Origin of the sequence: Streptomyces sp. BPTC-684 (assembly GCF_030028635.1) — a bacterium.
Lineage (GTDB): Bacteria > Actinomycetota > Actinomycetes > Streptomycetales > Streptomycetaceae > Streptomyces > Streptomyces noboritoensis.
Genome location: NZ_CP124863.1, coordinates 4072593 through 4092556, shown reverse-complemented (window position 1 = coordinate 4092556; position 19964 = coordinate 4072593). Strand labels below are relative to the sequence as shown.

The following is a 19964-nucleotide window of genomic DNA, read 5'->3' as shown; positions in this document are numbered from 1 at the left end:
CCCCGGCCGCCCGCCCAGGGCTTCAGGGAAGGGGCGGGGTGGGGAATTACTCCCACGGCACCACCGGCGACCGGTAGAAGTTCACCCCCAGCGCCGCCAGCCTCGGCCCCTGCGCCGCCAGGCGGGTCCGGTAGCCCGGCCAGTCGTGGGTCCGCGCCGGGGACCAGCCGATCTCCGCGATCCCGGGCAGCCGCGGGAACGCCATGTATTCGATGTCCGCGCTCTTCGTCAGCGTCTCCGACCACAACGGCGCCTCGACACCCAGGACCGACCCCGCCGGAAGGTCCTTGATGAACGTGTCCGGGTCCCACCCGTAGGACTTGTCCACCTCCACGAACCCCGCCCAGTCAAGCCCGAGTTCCGTGTTCGCGTCGTACTTCATATCCAGGTACGCCCGATTCGCCGGCGACATCACCAGCTTCGTCCCCGCCCTCGCCGCCGCCACGACCTCCGCCTCGTTGCCGTCCGTGCCCCAGTACTGCGCCACCGCCCCGGCGACCGGCCGCGCCCCGGCCAGCTGGTGCCAGCCGATGACCGTCTTGCCGTACGTGCCGACGATCGCCTGCGCCCTGTCCATGAAGGCCACGTAGTCGGCGTGCGCCGTCGAGTGCGCCTCGTCGCCGCCGATGTGGATATATCGACCTGGCGTCATCGCCGCCAGCTCCCGCACCACGTCGTCCAGGAACACGTACGTCACCGGCTTCGGCACGCACAGTGAGCTGAAACCGACGTCCGTGCCGGTATAGAGGGGAGGCGCGACACCGTCGCAGTTCAGCTCGGCGTACGAGGCGAGCGCCGCGTTCGTGTGGCCGGGAGTGTCGATCTCGGGGATCACTTCCAGGTAGCGGCTCGCCGCGTACCGGACGATCTCCGCGTAGTCCGCCTTCGTGTAGAACCCGCCCTTGCCGCCGCCCACCTGCGTCTGCCCGCCGTACGCCGCCAGCCTCGGCCAGGAGTCGATCGCGATCCGCCAGCCCTGGTCGTCGCTGAGGTGCAGATGCAGCGTGTTGACCTTGTAGAGCGCCAGCTGGTCGATGTACCGCTCCACCTGCGCGGGCGTGAAGAAGTGGCGTGAGACGTCGAGCATCGCGCCCCGGTAGGCGTACCGCGGGCTGTCCTCGATCGTTCCGCCCGCCACCTGCCACGGGCCCTGCTGCCTCGTCCGCTTCTCCACCGACGCGGGCAGCAGCTGCCGCAGGGTCTGGACGCCGTGGAAGAGCCCGGCCGCCCGGTGCGCCGTGAGGGTGACCGCGCCCCGGCCGCTCTCCAGCCGGTACCCCTCCTCCCCCAGCCGTGCGTCGCCGGAGAGCCGCAGCCGGATGCCGCCCGGGCCGTCGGCCTTCACCGGCAGCGCGTACCCGGTCGAGGGGCGCAGCACGTCCGCCAGATACCCGGCGATCCGGCGGCCCTCGGCGCCCGCGGCGGCGTCGACCCGGATCGGGGTGGTGGACGTGATCGTGTACGGGGTGCCGCCCGGCGCGACCGACGCCGGCGCGGGGACGATCTGACCGAGGGGGCGGGGGGCGCGGGACGCGCCGGCCGTGGAGCCGGTCGCGGCTCCGGCCGAGGTGCCCGCCGCCACCAGCAGCAGGGCGCCGAGCAGGACGGAGACTGTTCTGGATCGAGTTCTGCGCTGACTCACTAGCGGTTCCCTTCAACGGGGTACGCCGAGCAACCGAACGGAAACCATCACTACCGCCCGCCCCACCGACGGTCAAGGTGTAGACCACTGCGGACCGGCCGCCCAACTGCCCAGCGCCCCAAGGCCGGATGGAAGAATCACCTCATGGCGGAAATCATCCAGAAGGACGGGACCTGGAGCTTCGACGGGGACGGCGTGCGCATCGTGCCCGGCAGCGACAAGGGCGTCAGCCTGCTGCGCCGCACGCTCGGCGAGGTCACGGTGCCACTCGTGGCACTGGCCGGGGTGGCGTACGAACCGGGGCGCAAGACCGGGCGGCTGCGGCTGAAGCTGCGCGACGGGGCCGACCCGCTGCTCCAGGTCACCGGCGGCAAACTGGACGACGCCTCCGACCCGTACACCCTGACCGTGGAGACGAAGGCGGCCGCGATAGCCGAGTACTTCGTGGACGAGGTCCGCAACGCCCTGCTGCTCGACTCGGTGCCCACCGGGCCGGTCGACCGCTATCTGCTGCCTGGGCCCTCGCTGCCGATGACCGTGGGCGCGGGCGACGGCACGGCCAGCTTCGACGGGCGCACGGTCCGCCTGGAGTGGACCTGGCACACCGACGAGGTGAAGACGGGCGCCGGCCCGGCCAGCATCGCGCTGGAGGATCTGCACGCGGTGGAGTGGCTGCCCGCGCGGGGCCTGGTGGACGGGCACCTGCGCTTCGTGAGCTCGCCGAACGCGCCCCGGGTGCCCGCCGGGCACGATCCGCACGCCGTGGAGCTCAACGGCTTCAAGAAGGACCCGCTGATGGCGCTGCTCGCCGCGGCCGTGGTGGTGCGGATGCCGCACCCGCACGCGCCGGAGCCCGTGCCCGTACCGGAGCCCAAGTCGCTCGGCCCCGCGCCCGGCGCCGCCGACGACCCCGACGCCCTGCTGCGGCGGCTGCGCGAGCTCGGGGAGCTGCACGCCTCCGGGATCCTCACGGACGAGGAGTTCAGCCTGGCCAAGCAGGCCGTGCTGAAGCGCTTCTGAGGGGCCTCTGGGGCGCCCCACCCGCACCTCTGGTCCAGACCATCAAATAATCCGACCTACGATCATGAGAATCCTGCCCGAAATCGGGCAGGATTCTTGCGTACGGCCCCCATACCCCTCAATATCGACGAGTGCTCGAACGTCGCCCGTCGTCCCACGACGACCTCATCGACCACCTGGTGCGCAGCACCGCGCTCCAGCGCGGCGAAGCGGCCCGGGTGGTGCTCGATGTGCTGGCGTACTTCGACGAGACGTACGAGGAATTCGTCCGCCGCCGCCACCGTGAGCTGCAGTCCGGTGGCCTGGTGAACGCGGAGATCTTCGAGCGGATCGCGGCCGAGCTGCCGCACCGCGCCGTGGCGCCACCGGAACTCTCGCTCCGGCAGCTGCGCCGCATCGTCTACGGCTAGCTCGTCCACGGCCTCAACGGCCGGGCACGCGTACGAACTCTGAACGTCGATGGAGGGGCAAGACTCTATGTGCGGAATCGTCGGTTATATCGGTAAGCGTGATGTCGCTCCCCTGCTGCTGGAAGGCCTGCAGCGGCTGGAGTACCGGGGTTACGACTCCGCGGGCGTGGTCATCAACAGCCCCAAGTCGGGCGCGCTGAAGATGGTCAAGGCCAAGGGTCGCGTCCGCGACCTGGAGGCCCGCGTCCCCAAGCGCTTCACCGGCACCACCGGCATCGCGCACACCCGCTGGGCCACCCACGGCGCCCCGAGCGACGTCAACTCGCACCCGCACCTGGACCCGGAGAACAAGGTCGCCGTCGTCCACAACGGCATCGTGGACAACGCCCAGGAGCTGCGCGCCAAGCTGGAGGCCGACGGGGTCGTCTTCGCCTCCGAGACCGACACCGAGGTCATCACCCACCTCGTCGCCCGCGCCCAGGCCGAGACCCTTGAGGAGAAGGTCCGCGAGGCGCTCAAGGTCATCGAGGGCACCTACGGCATCGCCGTGATGCACGCCGAGTTCCCCGACCGCATCGTGGTGGCCCGCAACGGCTCCCCGGTCGTCCTCGGCATCGGCGAGAAGGAGATGTTCGTCGCCTCGGACGTCGCCGCGCTGATCGCCCACACCCGCCAGGTCGTCACCCTCGACGACGGCGAGATGGCCACCCTGAAGGCCGACGACTTCCGTACGTACACGACCTCGGGCACGCTGACCACCGCGACCCCCGAGACCGTCGAGTGGGAGGCCGCCTCCTACGACATGGGCGGCCACGACACGTACATGCACAAGGAGATGTCGGAGCAGGCCGACGCCGTGGACCGGGTGCTGCGCGGCCGCATCGACGACCGGTTCTCCACCGTCCACCTCGGCGGCCTCAACCTGGACGCCCGCGAGGCCCGCGGGGTGCGCCGGATCAAGATCCTCGGCTGCGGCACCTCGTACCACGCCGGTCTGATCGGCGCCGGCCTCATCGAGGAGCTCGCCCGCATCCCCGCGGACGCCGAGCCGGCCTCCGAGTTCCGCTACCGCAACCCGGTCGTGGACCCCGACACGCTGTACATCGCGGTCTCGCAGTCCGGTGAGACCTACGACGTGCTCGCCGCCGTCCAGGAGCTCAAGCGCAAGGGCGCCCGCGTCCTGGGCGTCGTGAACGTCGTCGGCTCGGCGATCGCCCGCGAGGCGGACGGCGGCACGTACGTGCACGCCGGCCCCGAGGTCTGCGTCGTCTCCACCAAGTGCTTCACCAACACCGTCGTCGCCTTCGCGCTGCTCGCGCTGCACCTGGGCCGCATCCGCGACCTGTCGGTGGCCGACGGCAAGCGGATCATCGAGGGCCTGCGCAAGCTGCCCGGGCAGATCTCCGAGATCCTGGCGATGGAGCCGGAGATCGAGAAGCTGGCCAAGGAGTACGCGGGCGCCCAGTCGATGATGTTCATCGGCCGTGTGCGCGGCTACCCGGTCGCCCTGGAGGCCTCCCTGAAGCTCAAGGAGATCTCCTACATCCACGCCGAGGCCTACCCCGCCTCCGAGCTCAAGCACGGCCCGCTGGCGCTCATCGAGCCCGCGCTGCCGACGGTCGCGATCGTCCCCGACGACGACCTCCTGGAGAAGAACCGCGCGGCCCTGGAGGAGATCAAGGCCCGCAGCGGCCGCATCCTCGCCGTCGCCCACCGCGAGCAGGAGAAGGCCGACCACACCATCGTCGTCCCGAAGAACGAGGACGAGCTGGACCCGATCCTGATGGGCATCCCGCTCCAGCTCTTCGCGTACCACACGGCGCTGGCCATGGGCCGCGACATCGACAAGCCGCGCAACCTGGCGAAGTCCGTCACGGTCGAGTAGTACGGCAGGACACCAGCGGACAGAAGCGGCCCCGCACGCGCCACCAGGCGTGCGGGGCCGCTCCCTTGCCTGCCGATGCCGCCCAACGCACCGGCCTGCGGCTGCCTAACCGGCGGCCGTCACCCCCCGGCCGGCAGCGCGTCGCGGAATCTCCGTCGGCCACTTGGCCAGGCCCGCCGTCGCCCCGTACCAGGACACGGCGCCCGCGACCGCCGCCACCCAGCCGCCGGCCTTCGCGAGGCCGTCGTTGGTGGCGAAGTCGGCGATCGCGAGGAGCACCAGGGAAACGAACAGCAGGGCGTACGAGCCCTGCCGGATGGGTCCGTAGCCCGCCGAGCCCGCCGCCAGGCTCAGCGCGAGGAGCCCGAACAGGAGCAGGAACAGGCCTGCCGCGTTGGTCGAGACCTTGGAGTCCGCGCCGCTGGCCCAGGTGAACCAGAAGGCGCCCAGGCCCGCGAACGCGGTGCCGGTGAAGGCGTCCTGGTCACGGAACGCGACGATTCCGAGGACGAAGAGGCCGATGCCGCCGACATAGGTCGCGATCGACACGGCGTCCGCCACGGTGACGCCGTCGACGACCTTGGTGGTGCCGAGGCCGAAGGCGAGCAGAGTGAGTCCGAGTGCGAGGTGGCCGAGAGTGGAAGTGATGCTTCCCGCGGGGGCTTCGTGGTCCACGACGGGCTCCCTTCATGTGCAGTTGTGCCGCAGGTCGTGCTGCTTCCCAGCGACCCTTATGTACCCTTCACAAGGGCACAATCCACCCCCTACCGAAGGGTAGATTCGCCCTGGAACAAAGGGAGTTGACAGCGCCTCAGCTGGGACAACAAACGGACACGGCCGGGTTACGGAACGGCGTCGCGGAGCATCGGGGAAGGCCGGGGAAGATCGGGAAAACCGGGAACGGCGTCGGGAAACGGCGTCAGGGGATGACGACCACGGGGCGCTGGGCGCGCCGGGCCAGGCGTCCGGCGACCGAGCCGAAGATCCGGCCGACGATGCCGTGCGTGGAGCCGACGACGATCGCGTCCGCCGCGTACTCCCGCCCGACTTCTTCCAGTTCGTGGCAGATGTCCCCGCCGCGCTCGACCAGGATCCAGGAGACCTCGGCGAGGTAGTCCGCGCAGGCGAGCTCCAGGCCGAGCACTTCCGTCCGGTGATCCGGCACGTCCACGAAGACCGGCGGCTCGCAGCCCGCCCACACGGTGGTGGGCAGCCGGTTGGCGACGTGCACGATGATCAGACCGGAACCGGAGCGTCTGGCCATGCCGATGGCGTACGCGAGGGCGCGCTCGCTCGACGTGGAGCCGTCGAATCCGACCACCACTCCGTGCCGGAAGGCGGGGTCACAGGACAGACGTGGCTCTTCTGCCGCCTGGAGGTCCGACGTCGGGTCGGCTACCTGCTTGCGGTCCGCGGGTTCGGGGAATTCTTGACCGGCCATGGGTGTCTCGGCGTTTGGATCCTCATGGGAGGGCGACAGTTGGCGGCGGAGCTGTGTCCGGGAATCATCTTCCCAAGCCCATACCCCCAAGGGTACGGCGACACTCCTCTCCTGCCCAGAGCCGCCGATGCTGCACGGCGTTCCCCGGAGCATGCACGAGCCCGCCCCGGATGGCAATGGCAGTTGGCCGGTACAGAGGTCCCTTCTTCAACATTCTGTGCACGTTCGATCCACTTCGGTGACGCTCGGACTGTGCTTCGGCTGTGGCCCGGCTGTGTACGCGCAGTGACCGGAACGCGTGCCCGCCCGTTAGACACGCGGCCGTTCCGACGCTGTTCCGACACCCTCCATGGAGCCCGTGCCCGTGCCCGCCCCGCCGCTCGCCCAGGACGCCTCCCCGCCCACCCCGCCCGGCGGCTCCCCCCGGGCCGCGCACGCCCCCCAGGGGCCCGGCGCGCCCGCGCCCGCGGGAGGGTCGCGGTGCGCCGAGGGGAGTGCCGAGGAGGGCGCGCACGGCGTGCGGGCGCCCTCCGCGGTTGCCGGGGACTGTGCGGGCGACGTCGTGCGCTGGGCGGCGTTCAGCTGCGTCCTGGTGCCGGTGGTGCTCGTCGTCTACGGTTCCTCGTTCGCCGGGGCGACCGGCTCGGCGGTCGGGCTCGCGGCGGTCACCGCGGTCTGCCGGCTGCTGCTGCGCCAGTCCGAGCGGGCGGCGGCCCGGCCGGGGCCCGGAAGGCACCGGGACGGCGGGGCGAACGGCGAAAGTTCGCCGTTGGACTGACGCGTTCGTACACACGGACCCGTATGTTTTCAGCCAACTTCCCCTCCCCCCTCACCCCTGCCCGAAATGGCCTGCCAACCCCCTTGCCACCAGGGGAAAACGGGCAGGGGTGGCGGCTTTGGCCATACGGGTACGGGCCATGCATGGGACGCCCACTTCCCTACGGGCGCGCTGGATGAAACCCTTCGTGATCGAACGCTTCGCGCCAAGTTGCCAAGTCGACATAGCGCTGAGTACCGGACTTGTCACGCCGACGCCACAGAACGCAGTAGATTCGATCATGCGTATCGAAGGCTGGGGGACTCGTGCAAAACCAAGGGGAAAAGTGCAGGAGCGACAAGCCCGACAAGAACGGGGAGCCGCGAACACCGAGGGGGGCTTAGCAAAATGAGCCAGGACTCCGCTGCCGCATCACCGGAGGCCACAAGGAAGCTCGCCGGCCGTCGACGCCGGGAAGTCGTAGCCGTACTGCTGTTCAGTGGCGGCCCCATCTTCGAGAGCTCCATTCCGCTCTCCGTGTTCGGGATCGACAGGCAGGACGCGGGCGTGCCCCGCTACCGCCTGCTGGTCTGTGCCGGAGAGGAGGGCCCCCTGCGGACCACAGGCGGGCTCGAACTGACCGCGCCCTATGGGCTGGAGGCCATCAACCGGGCCGGCACCGTGGTGGTGCCCGCCTGGCGGTCCATCACCTCGCCGCCGCCGGCGGCCGCGCTCGACGCACTGCGCCGGGCGCACGAAGAAGGGGCCCGCATCGTGGGCCTCTGCACCGGGGCGTTCGTCCTCGCGGCCGCCGGGCTGCTCGACGGCCGCCCGGCGACCACGCACTGGATGTACGCGCCGACGCTCGCCAAGCGCTATCCGTCGGTCCACGTGGACCCGCGGGAGCTGTTCGTCGACGACGGGGACGTCCTCACGTCGGCGGGCACGGCGGCCGGAATCGATCTCTGTCTGCACATCGTGCGGACCGACCACGGCAGCGACGCCGCCGGAGCCCTCGCGCGCCGGCTCGTCGTCCCGCCGCGGCGCAGCGGCGGTCAGGAGCGCTACCTCGACAGGTCTTTACCTGAAGAGATCGGGTCCGACCCGCTGGCCGAGGTCGTGTCCTGGGCGCTGGAGCACCTCCACGAGCAGTTCGACGTGGAGACCCTCGCCGCTCGCGCGTACATGTCACGCCGTACGTTCGACCGGCGGTTCCGCTCGCTGACCGGATCGGCCCCGCTCCAGTGGCTGATCACCCAGCGGGTGCTTCAGGCCCAGCGTCTCCTGGAGACGTCGGACTACTCGGTCGACGAGGTCGCGGGCCGCTGCGGCTTCCGCTCGCCGGTCGCGCTGCGCGGGCACTTCCGCCGCCAGCTCGGCTCGTCCCCGGCGTCCTACCGGGCGGCGTACCGGGCACGCCGGCCGCAGGCGGAGCCGTCCGGGGGTCCGCCGACCCTGGAGACGGTGCCGCCGCAGGCCCTGCCGCAGTCGCGGCGCACGGCGGCGGCGAGCGCCCTGGTCGGTCCGTCGGCGATCTCGCACGCGCCGCCGCCGGACCCCGGCAAGTCCGTCCCGGAGCTGTACGCCACCGGTTACATGCGTCCGAGTCTGCCGGGTCAGCGGAGCGGCCCCGTAGGCTGAGGCACATGAACGACCGCATGGTGTGGATCGACTGCGAGATGACCGGGCTCTCGCTGGCGGACGACGCACTTATCGAGGTGGCCGCCCTGGTCACCGACTCGGAGCTGAACGTGCTCGGTGAAGGGGTGGACATCGTGATCCGTCCCCCGGACGCCGCGCTGGAGACCATGCCGGAGGTGGTGCGCGAGATGCACACCGCCTCCGGGCTCCTCGACGAGCTGGCCGGCGGCACCACGCTGGCCGACGCCGAGGCGCAGGTCCTGGCCTACGTCCGCGAGCACGTGAAGGAGCCGGGCAAGGCACCGCTGTGCGGAAACTCGGTCGGCACCGACCGCGGCTTCCTGTCGCGGGACATGCAGGCCCTGGAGGAGTACCTCCACTACCGGATCGTGGACGTCTCCTCGGTGAAGGAGCTCGCCCGCCGCTGGTACCCGAGGGCGTACTTCAACAGTCCGGACAAGAACGGCAACCACCGCGCGCTCGCGGACATCCGTGAATCCATCGCGGAGCTCCGCTACTACCGCGAGGCGATCTTCGTCGCCCAGCCGGGCCCGGACTCGGACACGGCGAAGTCGATCGCGGCCAAGCACGTCCTGCCTGCGGAGTAACCCTTCGGGGGAGCTCCACGGGCGCCCCGGGAGGGGGCCGCGCATACATGTGCGCGAGCACCCTCCCGGACCCTGTACACTTTTTCTCGGCCGGTAGGAAAACCCCCAGGGGCTTCCAAGACCACAACAGTCCGGTCACGCATGGTGGGTATAGCTCAGCTGGTAGAGCACCTGGTTGTGGTCCAGGATGTCGCGGGTTCGAGTCCCGTTACTCACCCTGATCGGGAAGGCCCGGTCCGCTTCGGCGGGCCGGGCCTCTCTCGTTCCCGGGACCTCCGGGCTCAGGTCGACGACCGGACGACCAGCTCCGTCGGCAGGACCAGGCGCGGGCGGGACGGCTCGCCCGCCGCGATCTGGGCCAGCAGCAGCTCCGTCATCGCCCGGCCCATCTCCTCGATCGGCTGGCGCACGCTGGTGAGCGGCGGCTCCATGTGGCGGGCGATCGCCGAATCGTCGAAGCCGACGAGGGAGACGTCCTCGGGGACCCGGCGGCCGCGCTCGCGCAGCACCTGCCGGGCGCCGGACGCCATCACGTCCGAGGCCGCGAAGACCGCGTCCACCTGCGGGGCCCGGCCCAGCAGATCGGCCATCGCCCGGCGGCCGCCCTCCTCGGTGAAGTCCGCCGGGGCTATCAGGTGCGGGGCGGCGGGCAGCCCGGCCTCGGCGAGTGCGGCCCGGTAGCCGTCGAGGCGGCGGCGCGCCCCGTACACGTCCAGCGGCCCGGTGATCGTGGCTATCGAACGGCGCCCGCGCGCCACCAGGTGGGCCACGGCCGCCCGCGCCCCCGCGAAGTTGTCCGAGTCCACCGAGGCCAGCGGCTCCTCCTCGGAGCGCGGGCCGCTGATCACCACCGGCATGTCCAGCTGCTCCAGGAGCTCGGGCAGCGGGTCGTCGGCGTGCACGCCCACCAGCAGGACGCCGTCGACGCGATGGCCCGTCAGGTACTGGGCGAGCCGGCGGCGCTCCCGGTCGCTGCCCACCAGGGTCAGCAGGAGCTGCATCTCCGTCTCCGCGAGGGCCTGGCCGACGCCCCGGACGACCTCCGAGAAGTACGGCTCCGCGAAGAAGCGCGTCCCCGTCTCGGGGACGACCAGGGCGATCGCGTCCGTACGGTTGGCGGCCAGGGCGCGGGCCGCGCGGTTGGGCACATAGCCGAGCTCGGCCACCGCCGCCTCGACGGCCGCGCGGGTACGGTCGCTGACCCGGGGCGAGCCGTTGATCACCCGCGACACCGTGCCCCGGCCGACCCCGGCACGCGCCGCCACCTCTTCAAGGGTGGGCCGCCCGGCTCCGCGGCCCCGAATCGTGCGAGCTGCTGTCATGCCTGCCTCCCCGTCTCGCCGCACATCGCGGAACTGGGGTGAAAGCTAACAGCCGGACCTCGACCGCGGGCTGCCTTTGTCCGCTCCCTTGACACCCTCCCGGGCAGTCGCCACCCTTCAACACATCACGGCTGGGAGCGCTCCCGCTCTGGATGCCCGTACACCTTCCGCACCTTCCCCCACTGCACGACTGACCGTCAATCACCCTGCACGGCAAGCCAGTTGGAGGATCACCATGCGTATGCGTACAAGAAAACGCGCGCCCGGCCGGGTCGCGGCCCTGGCCGTCACCGCCGCGCTCGGCGCCTCGCTGCTCGCGGGCTGCGCCGACGACGGCGACGGCAAGGACTCCGCCTCGTCCGGCTCGTCCTCCTCCGGCGGCAGCGGGGGCAGCGGGGCCAGGACGACGCTCACGGTCGGCGTCTTCGGCGCCTTCGGCCTCAAGGAGGCCGGGCTCTACGACGCGTACATGAAGCTCCACCCGGACATCGAGATCAAGCAGACGTCGATCGAGCGGAACGAGAACTACTACCCGCAGCTGCTCACCCACCTCGGCTCCGGGAGCGGGCTCGCCGACGTCCAGGCCGTCGAGGTCAACAACATCGCCGAGGTCACCGCCACCCAGGCGGGCCGCCTTGAGGACCTCGGCAAGGTGCGGGGCGTCGACAAGGACGCCTTCCTGCCCTGGAAGTGGGGCCAGGCCACCACCAAGGACGGCAGGACCGTCGGCCTCGGCACCGACATCGGGCCGCAGGGCATCTGCTACCGCAAGGACCTGTTCGCCGCCGCCGGGCTGCCCACCGACCGGGAGGCCGTGGGGAAGCTGTGGGCGGGCGACTGGCGGAAGTACCTGGCGGCCGGTGACCGCTACAAGGCGAAGGCGCCCAAGGGCACGGCGTTCGTCGACTCCGCGTCCGGGGTCATGACCGCCATCACCGGCGGCAGCACCACCCGCTACTACGACGCGGACGGCAAGGTCGTCTACAAGACCAACCCGGCCGTGAAGGATGCCTGGGACACGGCCGCCTCGTTCGCCACGCACGGGCTGACCGCCAAGTTGCAGCAGTTCCAGCCCAGTTGGGACCAGGGGTTCGCCAACGGCACCTTCGCCACCGTCTCCTGCCCCGCCTGGATGCTCGGCTACATCCAGGACAAGGCGGGCGCGGCCGGAAAGGGCAAGTGGGACGTGGCGGCCGCGCCCAAGCCGTCCAACTGGGGCGGCTCGTTCCTGGTCGTCCCGTCAGCGGGCAGGCACCGCGCCCAGGCCGCCGAGCTCGCGGCCTGGCTCACCGCCCCGGCCCAGCAGGCGACGCTCTTCGCAAAGCGCGGCAGCTTCCCGAGCGCCCGGGCCGCGTACGCCCTGCCCGCCGTCTCCGGCGCCCAGCACCCCTACTTCGGCGGCGCCCCCATCGGGCAGATCTTCGCCAAGGCCGCCGAGGGCACCCCGGTGCAGATCCTCGGCCCGAAGGACCTGATCATCGCGCAGAACCTCGCCGACGTCGGCATGCTCCAGGTCGACCAGAAGGGCCGCTCCCCCGAGGCGGGCTGGGACGCGGCGGTGAAGGCCATCGACAACGCACTGGACCAATGAGGGTGGGGAGCGACACGGGGGCGGTGACCAGCGGCACGGGGGCGGTGGGCGCTCCCGCCGCCGCCCCCGCCGGCCCCATCGACCCCGCCGAGGCGCGGCGGCGGGAGCGGCGCAGCCGGTGGTACCGGCGCGATGTGCGCTGGAGTCCGTACGCCCTCGTCGCGCCCTTCTTCCTCTTCTTCGCCGCGTTCGGGCTCTTCCCCCTCCTCTATACGGGCTGGGCCTCGCTGCACCAGGTCGAGCTGACCGCGCCGAACGAGATGCACTGGGTCGGGCTGCGCAACTTCTCCCGGCTGCTGTCGGACGAGTTCTTCTGGAACGCGCTGCGCAACACCTTCACTATCGGCGTCATCTCCACCGTCCCCCAGCTCCTGATCGCGCTCGGCGTGGCCCATCTGCTCCACTTCAAGCTGCGCGGCTCGATGTTCTTCCGCGTCGCCGTCCTCACTCCGTACGCCACCAGCGTGGCCGCCGCGACCCTCGTCTTCGTGCTGCTCTTCGGGCGCGACTACGGCATGGTCAACTGGGCGCTCGGGCAGCTCGGCCGGGGCCCGGTCGACTGGCAGAACGGCACCTGGACCTCGCGGTTCGCCGTCTCCACGATCGTGGTGTGGCGCTGGACCGGCTACAACGCGCTGATCTATCTGGCCGCGATGCAGGCCATCCCTCCCGACCTGTACGAGTCCGCCGCGCTCGACGGGGCCTCGCGGTGGCAGCAGTTCCGGCACGTCACCGTGCCCTCGCTGCGGCCGACGATCCTGTTCACCTGTGTCGTGTCCACGATCGGCGCGACCCAGCTGTTCGGCGAGCCGCTGCTGTTCAACGGCAGCGCGGGCGCCACGGGCGGCTCCGACCACCAGTTCCAGACGCTCGGCCTCTATCTGTACGAGCAGGGCTGGGTGAACCTCCACCTCGGCCGGGCCTCCGCGATCGCCTGGACGATGTTCCTGATCCTGCTGCTGATCGGCGCGGCGAACTGGCTGATCTCGCGCGCCCTGCGCAAGGAGACGACGTGAGCGCCAAGACGACCCGCGCCGGGCGCCAACTGCACGGCGGACGGCTGACGTACACGATCCTGATCCTCTTCACCGCGGGCTCGCTCTTCCCCCTGGTGTGGACGGCGGTCGCCGCCTCCCGCACCAACGGGCGGCTCGCCCAGACTCCCCCTCCCTTCTGGTTCGGCGGCAATCTCTTCAAGAACCTGAAGATCGCCTGGACCGACGCCAACATGGGCACGGCCCTGCTCAACACCACGATCGTGGCGGGCTCGATCGCGCTCGGCACGGTCTTCTTCTCCACGCTCGCCGGATTCGCCTTCGCCAAGCTGCGGTTCCGCTTCAAGAACGCGCTGCTCCTCCTGGTGATCGGCACGATGATGATCCCGCCGCAGCTCAGCGTCGTCCCCCTCTACATGATGGTGGCCGAGCTGTCCTGGACCGATCAGCTCCAGGCGGTCGTCCTGCCGACCGTGGTCAGCGCCTTCGGGGTGTTCTTCATGCGGCAGTTCCTCGTCGAGGCGCTGCCCACCGAGCTGATCGAGGCCGCCCGGGTCGACGGCGCGAGCAGCTGGCGGGTGGTGTGGCACGTGGTCTTCCCGGCCGCCCGGCCCGCGATGGCCGTCCTGGGCATGCTGACGTTCGTGATGGCCTGGAACGACTTCTTCTGGCCGATCATCGCCCTGACCCAGAACGGCAGCCCCACGGTCCAGGTGGCGCTCACCGGGCTCGGCCGCGGCTACATCCCCGACCAGTCGGTCATCATGGCCGGCGCCCTCCTCGGCACCCTGCCCCTGCTGCTCGCGTTCGTGCTGTTCGGCAAGCAGATCGTGGGCGGGATCATGCAGGGCGCGGTGAAGGGCTGACCGGGTGCCTCACATCAACCTCCTTCCGTACGACCGCACGACCGTGCGACCAAGATGGGAGCGCTTCCATGTCTGCCATGCCTGAGCCCGCCTCCGACACCTTCCCGCCCGACTTCCTCTGGGGAGCCGCCACCTCCGCGTACCAGATCGAGGGCGCGGTCGCCGAGGGCGGCCGTACGCCGTCCATCTGGGACACCTTCTGCCGTACGCCCGGGAAGGTGTCCGGCGGGGACAGCGGGGACGTCGCCGTCGACCACTACCACCGCTGGCGGGACGACGTCCGGCTGATGGCGGACCTGAACCTCAACGCCTACCGCTTCTCGGTGTCCTGGTCGCGGGTGCAGCCGACCGGGCGCGGCCCCGCCGTCCAACGCGGGCTCGACTTCTACCGCGCGCTGGTGGACGGGCTCCTGGAGCAGGGCATCCGGCCCTCCCTCACGCTCTACCACTGGGACCTGCCGCAGGAGTTGGAGTCCGCGGGCGGCTGGCCCGAGCGGGACACCGCCCACCGGTTCGCGGACTACGCGGGGCTGGTCGCCGAGGCACTCGGCGACCGGGTGGATATGTGGACCACCCTCAACGAGCCCTGGTGCAGCGCCTTCCTCGGATACGGCTCCGGCGTCCACGCGCCCGGCCGCACCGATCCGGTGGCCGCGCTGCGGGCCGCGCACCACCTCAACCTGGGCCACGGGCTCGCCGCCCGGGCGCTGCGCGCCACGCTGCCGAAGGCCGCCAGGCTGGCGATCAGCCTCAACCCGAGCGCGGTCAGGGCCCGCACCCAGTCGCCCGCCGACCTGGACGCGCGCCGGCGCATCGACGCGCTCGCCAACCGGGTGTTCACGGGGCCGATGTTCAAGGGCGCGTACGACGAAGACCTGCTGCGGGACACCGCGCGGCTCACCGACTGGTCGTTCGTCCACGACGGCGATCTGGGCATCACCAAGCACCCCCTCGATCTGCTGGGCATCAACTACTACGCACCCTCAGTTGTATCCGCCGCCACTGACAATCGCCCCGACAGCGGCCCTGACCTGCGAGAACCCCGGCCCGACGGGCACGGCGAGAGCGCGCACACGCCGTGGCCCGGCGCCGGATCCGTCCGCTTCCACCAGCCGCCGGGCGAGTTGACCGCGATGGACTGGTCGGTCGACCCGACCGGCCTCTACGACCTGCTGATGCGCTACACCCGGGAGGCGCCGGGCGTACCGCTGATGATCACGGAGAACGGGGCCGCGTACGACGACAAGCCCGCCCCCGACGGCTCGGTCCACGACCCGGACCGCATCCGCTATCTGCACGGCCACCTCGCGGCGGTGCGACGGGCGATGCGGGACGGGGCGGACGTACGCGGGTACTTCCTGTGGTCGCTGCTGGACAACTTCGAGTGGGCGTACGGCTATGGCAAGCGGTTCGGGGCGGTGTACGTCGACTACGAGACGCTGGCCCGCACACCGAAGTCCAGCGCGCGCTGGTACGGGGAGGTGGCGCGGACGGGGGTGCTGCCGGGGGTGGTTTCTTGACGCGAGTACCGACGCGCGCCCGCGCCGGGTGGGACCGGCGGGGCGCGCGCGGGGGTTGGGGCTGTGCGGGTCGGGCTACTTGAAGGCGGCGAAGGCCTTCGTGAAGGCCAGCGGGGCCTGGAGGATGGAGGAGCAGGTCGGGTCGGCGGAGTTCTTCGCGCCGCCCGCGCACTGCTTGTCCCGGGCGCCGGACCACATGGCGAGCCGGCCCAGGCCCTTGGACTTGGCGAAGTCCACCAGCTGGGTGGCGTCGTCGACCTTGAACGTCTCGGTGTTGACGTCGTTGACGCCGATCATCGGGGTGACGGCCACGGCCTTCCAGGCGGCGGCGTCGGAGAGCCCGAGGACGCCCTTGATCTGGGCCTGGGTGGCGGTCGCGGCCTGGATGGCGTACGTGCCCATGTCACCGCTGTACGCCGGGCCGTAGTCCATCGCCATGATGTTGACGGCCGAGACGGCGACGCCGTTCTTCTTGGCGTCGGCGACGAGGTCGACGCCGGGCTGGGTGAGGCCCTCCGGCATCACGGGCAGCGTGAACGACACGTCGAGGCCCGGGTGGGACTTCTGAAGCTGGGCGACGGCCTGCGCGCGGCGGGAGTTGGCGGCGGTGTCCGGCAGGGCACCGCCCTCGATGTCGAAGTCGACCTTGGTGAGCTTGTACGCGTCGATGACCTTGCCGTACGCGGCCGCGAGCTCGGCGGTGCTCTTGCAGACGAGGCCGAGTTCGGAGCCGGCCGCGCCGCCGAACGAGACGCGTACGTCGCCGCCCTTGGCGCGCAGAGCGCCTATCTGCGCGGCGACGGCGTCGCTGCCCAGGTCGCTGACCCCGCCCCACTTCGGGGTGCAGCCGCCGCCGGAGGTGATGAAGGCGAGGTGGAACTCCTTCACTCCGGTCTTGGTGGCGGTGTCGACGAGGTCGTACGCGGGGTAGAGCGAGGTGTCGATGTACGGGGCGAAGCGGGTGGTGGTGCCGGGGGTGGGGGGTTGGGGGGTGGTGGGCTGGGTCTGCGTGGGGGTGGGCTGGGGCTTGCTGGTCGCCGTGGGCGTGGGCTTGGCCGTGGGCTGGGTGGTGGGGGTCGGCCGGGTGGTCGGACGGCCGGTCGGGGCGGGGGTCGCGCCGGTGTCGACCGAGCACTTCTCCTGGTTGATGAGGCAGCCGGTGGGGTCGCCCGCGGTGCCGGTGGATTGGGTGACGAAGCCGACGGTGACGGATGCGCCGGGGGCCAGTCCGTTCTTGTCCCATGCGGCGGGCTTCACGGTGACGTGCTGACCCTTGACGGTCCGCTCGGCGTTCCAGAGGGAGGAGAGCTTCGTCCCGGCGGGGAGGTCGAACTCCAGGGTCCAGTCGGCGAGGGCCTTGCCGGTGTCGTTGGTGACGACGTACTGGCCGGTGTAACCGCTGCCCCAGCTGGTGGTCTTGGTGTACGCGGCGCCGACGGAGGCGGCCTGGGCGGTGCCGGTGAGCGCGAAGGCCGCGCCGCCGATGACGGCCGCGGCGGCCACGGCGCCGATCGCCTTCGTCTTGCCGCTCGCGCGACGGCGGTGAGTGCGGGTCATTGTGGGTGCGCCTGCCTCTGGGGTTGGGGGTGGGGGTGGTGATGCGGGTGGGGTGCGGGCAGCACGCTAGCTCTTGGGAAACGGGCAAATGGGGTGTGGGGGGTGGGGGTTGGATCTTTTAGGGTGGGCTTAAGGGGTGGATGGGCCGCGGTTAATCCCCGGGCGGGGGAGGCCCCTCCCCGCCCCTTCCCTAAACCCACCGGGGGTGGGGGTGGGTTGAGGTGGTCTCCCGGTGGCTGCGCCCCCGGACCCCCGGGCGGGGCCGGCGGCCCCTGCGCCCCGCTTCGGGGCTGCGCCCCGGACCCTGTGCTTTGTCTGCGGACCGGTGGGGGCTGGTCGCGCAGTTCCCCGCGCCCCTAAATACGCCCGTCCGGGGCGCCCAGGGATGCCGCGCAGCGGCATTTAAGGGGCGCGGGGAACTGCGCGACCAGCCACACACGGCCCGCAGACAAACGGGGCCGGGGTGCAGGGGCCGCAGGCCCCTCAGCAGGGCCCGGAGGCCGCGCGGCGGAGCCGCAAATGTCACAGCGGGAAGGGGCGGGTGGGGGCCACTCACCTCGGAGACGGGCGGCGTGGGCGGCGGCGGGCTCGGATCCGGGACGTGGGGGACGGCGCACCCAGGCCGATCCAGACCCGGACCTCCGTGCCGCCCAGCACCGACCGGCCCAGACGGACGTCACCCCCCGTCGACTCCGCCATCCGCCGCACGATGTCCAGGCCAAGACCCGTCGAGCCGCCGCCGCTCGACCCGCGGGCCAGCGCCGCCCGCGGGTCCGCGATCCCGGCGCCCGCGTCCGAGACCAGCACGATCACCGCGTCCTCCCCGTTGTGGACGTCCACCGAGAACGCCGTCCCCTCCGGCGTGTGCCGGAACACGTTGCCGAGCATCGCATCGAGCGCCGCGGCCAGTTCGGGCCGCGCGACCGGGATGCGGACCGGGCGGTCGACGCCCGCGAGCCGTACCTCCCGGCCCTCGTCCTCCGCCAGCGCCGACCAGAACGCCATCCGGTCCCGGATGACCTCCGACGCGTCGCACCCGGCGCCCGCACCGGCCGGCTGGGTCTGCGGCTTGGCCTCCCGCGCCGTACGGATGATCGTGTCGACCTCGCGCTCCAACTGCTCGACCGCCGCCCGCGTCTGCTCGGCGGCCGGCCCCTCCCCCAGGGAGGCCGCGTTGAGCCGCAGAACCGTCAACGGGGTGCGCAACCTGTGCGACAGGTCCGCCGCCAACTCCCTCTCGTTTGCGAGTAGTTGGACTACCTGGTCCGCCATCGAGTTGAACGCCACCGCCGCCGAGCGCAACTCCGCCGGGCCCTCCTCCGGCACCCTCGCCCCCAGCTTCCCCTCCCCCAAGTCGTGCGCCGCCCCCGCAAGCCGCTGCGCGGGGCGCACCATGCGTACGCCCAGGCGGTCCGCCACCGCGACCGAGCCGATCACCAGGGCGATGCCCACGCCCGCCAGGACCAGCCACGCCGTGGCCACGCCGTTGGTGACCTCGGCCTCGGGCACGTACACCTCGACGATCGCGATCTCGCCCGAGCTCAGCGCGGTCGGCTGGAGCAGGGTGGAGCCGCCGGGGACACCGGAGATGTACGCGCGGACCACCTTCCGCGTCGCCTCCAGGTCCTTCCGCGGCGCCCGCCCCCGGCCGATCTCGACCGGCGCGCTGTCCGGCGCCGCCGGGATGTGCACGGCCATCCGGCCCGCCGCGCCCGCCTGGGTGGAGGCGACGGCCCGTTCGAGCGCGTCGCGGTCGGCGGTGATGGAGAGGGTCGGGCCGATCGCGGCGGCCTGCCGCTCGGCGTTGGAGAAGGCGCGGTCGCGCGCCATCTCCTTGATGACCAGGCCCAGCGGTACGGCGAAGGCGAGCACCACCATCAGCGTGACGGCGACCGCGACCTTCACCAGCGCCCACCTCATCGGCCGGGCTCCGACCGTGGTGGTTCCAGCTTCACACCCACCCCGCGCAGGGTGTGCAGATAGCGCGGTCGCGCGGCCGTCTCGCCCAGTTTCCGGCGCAGCCAGGACAGATGGACGTCGATGGTCTGGTCGTCGCCGTACGACTGCTGCCACACCTCGGCCAGCAGCTCCTTGCGCGGGACGACCACCCCGGGGCGCCCGGCGAGGAACGCCAGCAGGTCGAACTCGCGGCGGGTGAGGTCCAGGCGCAGCCCGTCGAGCTCGGCCTGGCGGCGCAGCGGGTCGATGGAGAGGCCGCCGACCCGGATCAGCGTCGGCGGCGGCTCGGCACCGGCGGCCCGCGCCCGGCGCAGCACGGCCGTCATCCGGGCGGACAGGTGCTCCACCGAGAACGGCTTGACCAGGTAGTCGTCCGCGCCGTCGTTGAGCAGCCGGACGATCTCCGTCTCGTCGTCCCGCGCGGTCGCGATGATCACCGGTACGTCGGTGATGCCGCGCAGCATCTTCAGCGCCTCGGCCCCGTCGAGATCGGGCAGTCCGAGGTCGAGGACGACCACGTCGAACCGGAAATGGGCCACCTCGCGCAGCGCCTCCAGCGCGGTGCCGACGCTCCGTACGGTGTGGGAGGCCTCGGTGAGGTGGCGGATGAGGGCGGAGCGAACGAACTGGTCGTCCTCGACCACGAGCACACTTGCCATGGGCGGCACCGTACGCCATTCGGAGTACACCGGTCCCGGTCGGGACGGGAGCGGGCGGGCACGGGTGAGGGGGGACACGCGTGGGGCGCGT

At 71.5% G+C, this 19964-nt stretch carries 17 protein-coding genes and 1 tRNA gene; 11 read left to right on the top strand and 7 right to left on the bottom strand.

Annotated elements, in window-relative coordinates:
* Nucleotides 1–46: 46 nt before the first annotated feature.
* Nucleotides 47–1642 (bottom strand): beta-N-acetylhexosaminidase, encoded by a 1596-nt coding sequence (locus tag QIY60_RS18095; RefSeq protein ID WP_283143385.1) that lies wholly within the window; start codon nucleotides 1640–1642, stop codon nucleotides 47–49.
* Nucleotides 1643–1786: 144 nt separating this feature from the next.
* Between QIY60_RS18095 and QIY60_RS18090 the strand changes: the two genes are divergently transcribed.
* From QIY60_RS18090 to glmS, 3 genes are all read left to right on the top strand, one after another.
* Entirely contained in the window at nucleotides 1787–2662 is an 876-nt protein-coding gene (locus QIY60_RS18090) for a DUF4429 domain-containing protein (protein WP_283143384.1), read from the top strand.
* A gap of 131 nt (nucleotides 2663–2793) precedes the next feature.
* Nucleotides 2794–3072, top strand: a complete 279-nt coding sequence (locus QIY60_RS18085; protein ID WP_190091738.1) for a hypothetical protein — start codon at nucleotides 2794–2796, stop codon at nucleotides 3070–3072.
* 67 nt (nucleotides 3073–3139) lie between these two features.
* Entirely contained in the window at nucleotides 3140–4957 is a 1818-nt protein-coding gene (glmS, locus tag QIY60_RS18080) for a glutamine--fructose-6-phosphate transaminase (isomerizing) (RefSeq protein WP_283143383.1), read from the top strand.
* 105 nt (nucleotides 4958–5062) lie between these two features.
* Here the strand turns inward: glmS and QIY60_RS18075 are convergent, their stop codons facing one another.
* Together QIY60_RS18075 and QIY60_RS18070 are read right to left on the bottom strand one after the other, a co-directional pair.
* On the bottom strand, nucleotides 5063–5632 hold the full coding sequence (locus QIY60_RS18075) for a GPR1/FUN34/YaaH family transporter (protein WP_283143382.1): 570 nt from the start codon (nucleotides 5630–5632) through the stop codon (nucleotides 5063–5065).
* Between the two features lie 244 nt (nucleotides 5633–5876).
* Entirely contained in the window at nucleotides 5877–6398 is a 522-nt protein-coding gene (locus QIY60_RS18070) for a universal stress protein (RefSeq protein ID WP_067159339.1), read from the bottom strand.
* A 517-nt stretch (nucleotides 6399–6915) separates the two neighbouring features.
* Here QIY60_RS18070 and QIY60_RS18065 point away from each other — a divergent pair.
* The 4 genes from QIY60_RS18065 to QIY60_RS18050 all read left to right on the top strand — a co-directional run bounded on the left by QIY60_RS18065 (nucleotide 6916) and on the right by QIY60_RS18050 (nucleotide 9621).
* Nucleotides 6916–7176: a hypothetical protein gene (locus tag QIY60_RS18065; RefSeq protein ID WP_283143381.1), complete on the top strand. Its 261-nt coding sequence runs from the start codon at nucleotides 6916–6918 to the stop codon at nucleotides 7174–7176.
* Between the two features lie 387 nt (nucleotides 7177–7563).
* A complete protein-coding gene (locus QIY60_RS18060) occupies nucleotides 7564–8796 on the top strand; it encodes a helix-turn-helix domain-containing protein (protein ID WP_283143380.1) in 1233 nt (410 codons plus the stop codon).
* A 5-nt stretch (nucleotides 8797–8801) separates the two neighbouring features.
* Nucleotides 8802–9404 (top strand): oligoribonuclease, encoded by a 603-nt coding sequence (orn, locus tag QIY60_RS18055; RefSeq protein WP_283143379.1) that lies wholly within the window; start codon nucleotides 8802–8804, stop codon nucleotides 9402–9404.
* A gap of 144 nt (nucleotides 9405–9548) precedes the next feature.
* A tRNA-His gene (locus tag QIY60_RS18050) sits at nucleotides 9549–9621 on the top strand.
* Nucleotides 9622–9685: 64 nt separating this feature from the next.
* Here the strand turns inward: QIY60_RS18050 and QIY60_RS18045 are convergent.
* Entirely contained in the window at nucleotides 9686–10726 is a 1041-nt protein-coding gene (locus QIY60_RS18045) for a LacI family DNA-binding transcriptional regulator (RefSeq protein ID WP_283143378.1), read from the bottom strand.
* Between the two features lie 235 nt (nucleotides 10727–10961).
* On the opposite strand from QIY60_RS18045, the gene QIY60_RS18040 reads away from it, so the two are divergent.
* From QIY60_RS18040 to QIY60_RS18025, 4 genes are all read left to right on the top strand, one after another.
* Complete coding sequence (locus QIY60_RS18040) at nucleotides 10962–12317, top strand: ABC transporter substrate-binding protein (RefSeq protein ID WP_283143377.1); 1356 nt, start codon at nucleotides 10962–10964, stop codon at nucleotides 12315–12317.
* Nucleotides 12314–13333: a sugar ABC transporter permease gene (locus QIY60_RS18035; RefSeq protein ID WP_283143376.1), complete on the top strand. Its 1020-nt coding sequence runs from the start codon at nucleotides 12314–12316 to the stop codon at nucleotides 13331–13333. The genes QIY60_RS18040 and QIY60_RS18035 overlap by 4 nt, the downstream gene beginning before the upstream one ends.
* Complete coding sequence (locus QIY60_RS18030) at nucleotides 13330–14178, top strand: carbohydrate ABC transporter permease (RefSeq protein ID WP_283143375.1); 849 nt, start codon at nucleotides 13330–13332, stop codon at nucleotides 14176–14178. Before QIY60_RS18035 ends, QIY60_RS18030 begins: the two co-directional genes overlap by 4 nt.
* A gap of 77 nt (nucleotides 14179–14255) precedes the next feature.
* Nucleotides 14256–15698, top strand: a complete 1443-nt coding sequence (locus QIY60_RS18025) for a beta-glucosidase (protein WP_283145988.1) — start codon at nucleotides 14256–14258, stop codon at nucleotides 15696–15698.
* 75 nt (nucleotides 15699–15773) lie between these two features.
* Here QIY60_RS18025 and QIY60_RS18020 read toward each other — a convergent pair whose 3' ends face one another.
* From QIY60_RS18020 to QIY60_RS18010, 3 genes are all read right to left on the bottom strand, one after another.
* Entirely contained in the window at nucleotides 15774–17255 is a 1482-nt protein-coding gene (locus QIY60_RS18020; RefSeq protein WP_283143374.1) for a cellulose binding domain-containing protein, read from the bottom strand.
* 552 nt (nucleotides 17256–17807) lie between these two features.
* Nucleotides 17808–19175, bottom strand: coding sequence for a HAMP domain-containing sensor histidine kinase (locus QIY60_RS18015; RefSeq protein ID WP_283143373.1), 1368 nt, complete (start codon nucleotides 19173–19175; stop codon nucleotides 17808–17810).
* On the bottom strand, nucleotides 19172–19873 hold the full coding sequence (locus QIY60_RS18010) for a response regulator transcription factor (protein WP_283143372.1): 702 nt from the start codon (nucleotides 19871–19873) through the stop codon (nucleotides 19172–19174). Before QIY60_RS18010 ends, QIY60_RS18015 begins: the two co-directional genes overlap by 4 nt.
* Nucleotides 19874–19964 lie beyond the last annotated feature (91 nt).